The sequence below is a fragment of the Aeromonas sp. R5-4 genome (assembly GCF_040908215.1).
Taxonomy (GTDB): Bacteria; Pseudomonadota; Gammaproteobacteria; order Enterobacterales; family Aeromonadaceae; genus Aeromonas; species Aeromonas veronii.
On the sequence record NZ_JBFODG010000001.1, the window covers coordinates 289494 to 296049 of the forward strand.

Annotated in this window: 7 protein-coding genes, 1 tRNA gene and 1 pseudogene; 8 read left to right on the plus strand and 1 reads right to left on the minus strand. The window is 61.6% G+C overall.

Annotation, left to right across the window (positions count from 1 at the left end; translation table 11 throughout):
• Positions 1–38: 38 nt before the first annotated feature.
• The 7 genes and pseudogenes from exeH to exeN all read left to right on the plus strand — a co-directional run bounded on the left by exeH (position 39) and on the right by exeN (position 5377).
• Complete coding sequence (gene exeH, locus AB5Y83_RS01250; protein WP_368174556.1) at positions 39–611, plus strand: GspH family T2SS minor pseudopilin variant ExeH; 573 nt, start codon at positions 39–41, stop codon at positions 609–611.
• 82 nt (positions 612–693) lie between these two features.
• The gene (gene exeI / locus AB5Y83_RS01255; protein ID WP_058057786.1) at positions 694–1053 is read left to right on the plus strand and encodes a GspI family T2SS minor pseudopilin variant ExeI; all 360 of its coding nucleotides are present in this window, start codon (positions 694–696) and stop codon (positions 1051–1053) included.
• A pseudogene (gspJ, locus tag AB5Y83_RS01260) lies at positions 1050–1697 on the plus strand (type II secretion system minor pseudopilin GspJ); the annotation flags it as partial. The gene exeI and the pseudogene gspJ, both read left to right, overlap by 4 nt.
• A 118-nt stretch (positions 1698–1815) precedes the next feature.
• Complete coding sequence (gene exeK / locus AB5Y83_RS01265; RefSeq protein ID WP_368174557.1) at positions 1816–2817, plus strand: GspK family T2SS minor pseudopilin variant ExeK; 1002 nt, start codon at positions 1816–1818, stop codon at positions 2815–2817.
• 123 nt (positions 2818–2940) lie between these two features.
• Positions 2941–4125 carry a GspL family type II secretion system protein ExeL gene (gene exeL, locus AB5Y83_RS01270; protein ID WP_368174558.1) on the plus strand — a complete coding sequence of 395 codons (1185 nt, stop codon included), beginning with the start codon at positions 2941–2943 and terminating at the stop codon, positions 4123–4125.
• Positions 4122–4613, plus strand: a complete 492-nt coding sequence (gene exeM / locus AB5Y83_RS01275; RefSeq protein ID WP_005338305.1) for a GspM family type II secretion system protein ExeM — start codon at positions 4122–4124, stop codon at positions 4611–4613. The genes exeL and exeM overlap by 4 nt, the downstream gene beginning before the upstream one ends.
• A complete protein-coding gene (gene exeN, locus AB5Y83_RS01280; protein WP_368174559.1) occupies positions 4610–5377 on the plus strand; it encodes a GspN family type II secretion system protein ExeN in 768 nt (255 codons plus the stop codon). Before exeM ends, exeN begins: the two co-directional genes overlap by 4 nt.
• Before the next feature lie 139 nt (positions 5378–5516).
• Here exeN and AB5Y83_RS01285 read toward each other — a convergent pair.
• Positions 5517–5604, minus strand: a tRNA-Ser gene (locus tag AB5Y83_RS01285).
• 208 nt (positions 5605–5812) lie between these two features.
• Between AB5Y83_RS01285 and AB5Y83_RS01290 the strand changes: the two genes are divergently transcribed.
• Positions 5813–6469, plus strand: a complete 657-nt coding sequence (locus AB5Y83_RS01290; RefSeq protein ID WP_368174560.1) for a Bax inhibitor-1/YccA family protein — start codon at positions 5813–5815, stop codon at positions 6467–6469.
• Positions 6470–6556 lie beyond the last annotated feature (87 nt).

Consider the following 6556-nt stretch of genomic DNA (forward strand, 5'->3'; position numbering starts at 1 on the left):
GTGATATGTCGCCACCGCACTCCTTGTGAGCTGACTGCATGAAGCGCTCTCTCTCCTTTCATCGCCAATCCGGCTTTACTCTGCTGGAAGTGTTGCTGGTCGCCATGCTGATGGGACTGGTGGCCACCGCCGTCACTCTCAGCATGGGAGGCGCCAGAGGAGATCGGGAGCTGGACAAGCAGGCACGCCGCCTGATGGCGACGCTGCAGCTGGCACAGGAGTATGCGGTGATGGATGGTCGGCTGGTGGGCATTCGTATCGAGGAGAACGGCTGGCAGTTTATGCAGCGCCAAGCCAAAGATCGCAAGTGGCTGGCCCTGACTGGCGACAAGCAGCTGGGGCCGGTACAACTGACCGAGAACATGACGCTGGCACTGGAGCTGGAAGGCTTTGGCTGGCAGCCGGACTCCGACGAGAAAACCGAACAGAAGCGCGACGAGAAGGAGCGCACGCCGCAGTTGCTCATCTTCCCGGGCGGAGAGCTGAGCCCGTTCGTGCTCACCTTCACCCAGCAGGATGACGATGCCCGCTACACCCGCATCGTCAAAGGGGACGAGTTTGGCCGCCTCACCCTGCTCACCGGCGATGAAGATGAAGAGGTGAGCGAGTGAACGCCCGCGGTATGACGTTATTTGAGAAAGGAGTGATGGTGGCGCCACCTCTGTGCCAACAACATGTGCAACGGGTGGCACGATGAACGCACGGGGCATGACATTACTCGAAGTGATGGTGGCACTGGCGGTCTTTGCCATCGCGGGTCTGGCGGTAATGAAAACCGCCAGCGAACACCTCTCTGCCCTCAACTATCTGGAGCAGAAGACCCTGGCCACCTGGGTGGTAGAGAACCAGCTGGTGCAACAGAAGCTCGAGAACAAGTGGCCCGGCGACAGCTGGGTGGAAGGGGATGAGCAGATGGCCGGGCAGACTTGGTACTGGCGCTATCGCGGCGTCGCCACCGCCGACAACAACTTTCGGGCACTCGATATGGAAGTGCGCACCGAGGCCAAGGCCGAGAACCCGGTCGCCATGATGCGGACCTATATCAGCCGATGACCCAGCTCTCCGCCCGCACGCCTCGCCCCGTCCGTCACGCCGGTTTCACCCTGCTCGAAATGCTGGTGGCGATCGCCATCTTCGCCACTCTCAGCATGGGCGCCTATCAGGTGCTGCAGGGGGTGCTCACCAGTGACGAGGTGGCCAAGCGCAAGGAGGCTCGCCTCAACGAATTGCAGCTCGCCTTCACCCTGCTGGAGCGAGACATCACCCAGATGGTGCCGCGCAGCGGTCGCATCGAGGGGGAGAACAACAAGGTGCTGCTGGCGGCTTCCCGCTTCGGCCAGCAGAGCGATGACTGGGGCATGGCCTTTATGCGCAGCGGCTGGCTCAATCCGGACGGCATGCTGCCCCGCTCCCATCTGCAACGGGTCGGCTGGCGCCTCAAGGATCAGAAGCTGGAGCGCCTGAGCTATCTCTATCCGGATCCGGTGATCGGCACCGAGCCACGCATCCAGCCGGTGCTGGCGGGGGTCACGGCGTTTCGCCTCTACTTCTTCGACAAGGGCAACTGGAAAGAAGAGTGGACCCAGCGCAGCGTGCTGCCCCACGGGCTGGCAGTGGAGCTGGATCTGGAAGATTACGGCACCATTCGCCGTCAATTCCTGATTGGCGCCGGCGGCCAGCGCGCCGAAGAGAACAGCCAGAGCAGCAACCCCGACCAAGGTGGCAACAACAACAACAACAACAACAACGGGAACAACGGCGGCAACGGCAATACCAATGGCGGTAATGGTGACAGCCAGAACGGAGGGGGCGCCAATGCGGGCTAATCTCGCCGCTCCCGGTCGCCAGCGCGGCATGGCGCTGCTGGTGGTGCTGCTGATCCTCTCGGTGATGGTGATCATCGCCAGCAATATGAGCGGCCGCCTGCAGCTTGAGCTGCGCCGCACCGCCAACATCACCACCGGCAAACAGGCGTGGTGGTATGCCCTCTCGGCGGAAGCGCTGGTGAGCAAGGTGCTGACGCAGGATTTCAAGGACAACCCCGAGGTGGTCAACCTCAGCCAGAACTGGGCCCGCAAGAACACTGTGTTTCCGGTGGACGATGGCCAGCTCAAGGGCGAGGTGACCGACCTGCAATCCTGCTTCAACCTCAACAGCCTGAGCGTGGCCTCCAAGGCGGGGAGCGGCGAGGAGCTGGCGCAGCAATCCTATCCGGTGCAGGTGTTTCGCGAACTGCTCAAACAGCTGGCGATGGATGATTACGAGGCGGCCCAGCTCACCGATGCCATCCGTGACTGGACTGACAAGGATACGGTGCTGGTCTCCAGCCTTGGCGCAGAGGACGCCTATTACGAGGGGCTCAAGCCACCCTACCTCACCGCCAACCAGTGGATGCTGGGCAAGGATGAGCTGCGGGCGGTGCGCGGGGTGACGGCAAGGGTCTATGCCAAACTGGCACCCTACGTCTGCACCCTGCCCAACGACAAGTTGAAGATCAATATCAATACCCTTGCCACCCAGCGCCCCGAGCTGCTGGTTGCCCTCTATCTGGGCACTATCGGGCTGGATGATGCCAAGCGAGTACTGAACGAGCGGCCACAGAAGGGGTGGAAAGAGAGCAAGCTGATGACAGACATGCTCGCTCCGGTCGATTCGGTGAAAGGGCTGAAAGAGGCGCTGGTGGTCAAGAGCGACTTCTTCGAAGCCCGAGTCGTGGCCGAAGTCGGCGACAACCGGGCCTGGCTCGAAACCCTGTTCCAGCGGGGCAAGGACAATAAACTGGTGATGCTGCGCCGCCTCAGTAGTGGCGCCGAATAAACAGCGCACCTGCGAGCCCTACGCCCGCGGGTACGAGAGATGTTGGATGCAGCCTGCGGGCTGCGCACCGGTTGCCAGGGCGCACAACGCCCTTTACAAACCGGTATCGCAGGAGAGAGATGCGTGAGCGAAAGTCTGGTCATCCGACTGGGGACCAATAAACAACAACCCGTGGCCTGGCTGGTCTGGTCCGGTCAGGAGCAGGAGATCATCGCCTCCGGCACCCTGCCCTCGGCCGATGCCCTGAGCGAGCTGCAGGAGCGGGCCGGTGGCCGCCCCGTGGTCACCCTGGTGCCGGGCAGCGATCTGATCTTCCGGCGCGTCACCCTGCCGGGTCGCTACAACCGCCAGTCGGCAGCGGCCCTCCCCTACCTGCTGGAGGAGCAGATCGCCTCCGACGTGGACGAGCTCCATCTGGTGGTGCTGGCTCATGAAGGTCAACAGGTCGACCTGATGGCGGTGGATCGGCAGAAGATGGCCGAGTGGCTCGACTGGCTCGATGCCGCTGGCCTCAAGAGCTTGCAACTGCTGCCCGATGTGCTGGCGCTGCCACAGGCCGCTGATGGCTGGTCTGCCCTGCAACTCGGCAATGAGTGGCTGGTACGCCAGGGCCCCTGTCAGGGGATCGTCGCCGACGAGCCGCTGCTGGCTATCTTGCTGGCAACCGAAGCGGAGCCGGTCACCATCCACAGCCACACCCCGGTGCCCGCCATTGCCGCCGCCAACTGGCAGGCGGCGGAGCCCGAACTCCCCATGCTGCTGCTGGCCAAGGGGGCCCTCACCTGCCGGGCCAACCTGCTGACCGGCCCCTACCGGCCGCAGACCGAATATGCCCGCTACTGGTTGCAGTGGCGCAAGGTAGCCATCACCGCCGGCCTGTTGCTGCTGGTGGCCCTCGGCCAGCGCGGGGTGCAGCTCTATCAGCTCACCGAGCAGGACAAGGCGCTGAAAGCGGAGATCCGCGCCGTCTATACCCGCATTTTCCCGGGGGAGAGCCGCATCGTGAACGTGCGCAGCCAGATGAACCAGCATCTGCAACAGATGGGACAAGCCCCGCAAAACGGCGTGCTGCTGATGCTCACCGAGCTGGCCCCCACCTTTGCCGAAGTACCCGGTCTGAAACCACAGGTGATGCGCTTTGATGCCAGTCGCCGCGAGCTGAGGCTGCAGGTGACCGCCCCAGGCTTTGCCGAGATCGAGCGGTTCCGCGAGCTGGCTGGCAAGCAATTCGAGGTACAGCAAGGCGAGGTGCGCAGCACCGAGGGCAAGGTAGAGGGCGCACTGGTGCTCAAGGGTAAATCATCATGATGGAAAAATTGCAGAGCTGGTGGCACGGCATCACCGCACGGGAACAGCGGCTGGTGGTCGCAGGCGGCGTTCTGCTGCTGGTCGGTCTCTTCTACTGGAGCGTCTGGCAGCCCATCGCCAACCGCATCGCGGAGCGGGAGCGGCAGGTGCAGAACCAGCAGCAGACCCTCGCCTGGCTCAAGGAGAAGGGTGAAGAGGTGCTGGCCATGCAGGGTGGCTCGGGTCGCCAGATCGACACCAGCGGCACCCTGGAAGGGGTTGTCAACCGCACCGCCTTCAACCACAAGATCAAGATTGCCCGGCTGCAACCCCAAGCGCAGGAGCTGCAAGTGTGGATCGACACGGTCCAGTTCGATGACTTGCTGCTCTGGCTCTCCACGCTGGTGGAGCAGCACGGCATTCAGGTTCAAATCATCGAGATCGCCCGCGAGGATCTGGCCCCGGGTCTGGTCAAGGTCAGACGTTTGCAGTTGAGTCGTCCACAATGAAAAAACGCATCCTGATTGCCAGCCTGTTTCTGGCCGCCTATCTGATCTTCCTGCTGGCCACCCTGCCCGCGGCACTGGTGGCTCGCCATCTGCCGCTGCCTGCCAACGTCGCCAATCTGCTGAAACTGGAAGGGGTGAGCGGCACCCTCTGGAGTGGCCAGATTGCCCGACTGCAATATGCCAGCGAATCGGTGAACCAGCTGCGCTGGGATCTCAACGGCTGGTCGCTGCTGCGCTTCGCCCCCGAAGTGGCCATACGCTTTGGCGATCGCAACGGACTCAATGGTCAGGGCGTTGTCGGCTGGAATGGCGTTGCCTTCGGCCGGGATCTGACCCTCAACGCCCCCGCTCCTTGGTTGCTGAGCCGGGTGCCGATGCGCCTGCCGATCCCGATCTCCGTCAGCGGCCAGCTGCAACTCAAGGTGGAGCAATTTGCCCAGGGAACCCCCTGGTGTGACAACCTCTACGGCAACCTCGACTGGTACAACGCCAGCGCCGATACCCCGGCGGGCAAGCTGGATCTGGCCGACCCCGAGCTGAAACTCACCTGCCTCGACTCCAAACTGGTGGCCGAACTCAAGCAGGGCTCGGATGCGGTGCAGACCATGGGTCGCCTCGAGCTGCAACCCAATGGCCAATACCTGTTCCAGGGCACCCTGAAGCCGGGCCCAGAACTGCCACCGCAGATGCAGCAAGGGCTCCCTTTCCTCGGCCAGCCCGACAGTCAGGGCCGCTTCCCCCTGCGCTATCAGGGGCGGATCTAAGCCATCATTCAAGGTGAAAATGGCTCAGGGACAACCCGAGCCATTTATATCGTCCATGTGACGTGTCCGTTGAAATACCAGATACGGCAGATACAAAAAAGCCCAAGCGATTGAATCGCTTGGGCTTTCTCTTTGAATATGGCGGAGGAGGTGGGATTTGAACCCACGGATGGTCGCCCATCGCCGGTTTTCAAGACCGGTGCATTCAGCCGCTCTGCCACCCCTCCGAACGGCGTGCATACTACGCTAAGCCCTTGTTCATATGCAATACATATTTCCTGTGGGATAGTGTGCGGGAGCAAAATGGCAGGTGGCTTGAAATTGTTCCTCGTCATCCCTATTTGTTCTACATACAATGCGTAAACATGCAGTAACAAACAGCGATCACGAGGCGGCTGCTCGCCGTCTCACCCGGACATCAAGAGGACACCCAAGATGGATACCCGTTCTATCTACACTGGCACCCAAAGTGCCGTACGCGATATCAACAAGGTGCTGCGTAACACCTATATGCTGCTCTCCCTCACTCTGGGCTTCTCTGCCGTGGTGGCGGGGGTCGCTACCGTGATGAACATGCCGCCGCTGCACTGGGCCGTGTTCCTGATCGGCGTCTACGGTCTGATGTTCCTAACCGAGAAGAATCGCAACAACGGCATGGGGCTGGTCTTCACCTTCGCCCTGACCGGTCTGCTGGGCTATAGCCTGGGCCCCATCATCAACATGTATATGAACAATGGTGGTGGCGAGATCGTGATGACCGCCCTTGGCGGCACCGCGCTCACCTTCTTCGGTCTGTCGGCCTATGCCCTGACCACCAAGCGTGACCTCTCTTTCATCGGCGGCATGCTGTTCGTCGGTTTCTGGGTACTGCTGGTGGCCATGATTGCCAACATCTTCCTGCAGATGAGCGCCCTGAGCCTGGCTCTGTCCGCCATGTTCATGCTCTTCTCCTCCGGTGCCATCCTGCTGACTACCCAGCAGATCGTGCGCGGCGGCGAGACCAACTACATCTCTGCCACCGTCACCCTGTATGTCTCCATCTACAACATCTTCCTGAGCTTGCTGAGCCTGCTTGGCGGCAACCGCAACTAATCAGAAACCCCGCTTCGGCGGGGTTTTTATTGGCGTCGATTTTTGTCAGGATAAGTTGTAAATCAAGGATATGAAGCGAAGTGGCCC